This is a genomic window from Herbidospora sp. RD11066, assembly GCF_054661255.1.
On record NZ_BAAGDO010000354.1, the window covers coordinates 1 to 237 of the forward strand.

The 237-nt window shown below is 46.0% G+C and carries 1 protein-coding gene; it reads right to left on the reverse strand.

Features of this window, described 5'->3' with window-relative positions; translation table 11 throughout:
• Positions 1-237, reverse strand: a 237-nt coding sequence (locus ACYQ78_RS40095; RefSeq protein ID WP_459806235.1) for a hypothetical protein, incomplete at both ends; no start/stop codon positions are given.

A 237-nucleotide genomic window follows, 5' to 3' on the forward strand; every position in this document is an offset into this window, starting at 1 on the left:
CTCTGGCTATTAGGTTCCAAGTTGAGTTCAAGTTCGTAGCTGTTATTGGTTTGGGGACGGTTTGAGAAGGCTTCTTCAGAAGCACGAAGGTCCTTGATAGTCGCGACTGGGTATTGGTAGAGTTTGCCATCTTTGATAGTTAGTTCTTTGACCAAAGAGAAGGTTCCTTGGTGGTCAAAACGGTCAGATGGGTAAGAAACATCTGGCAAACCAAGCCAGCTAACAGCTAGAGCACGT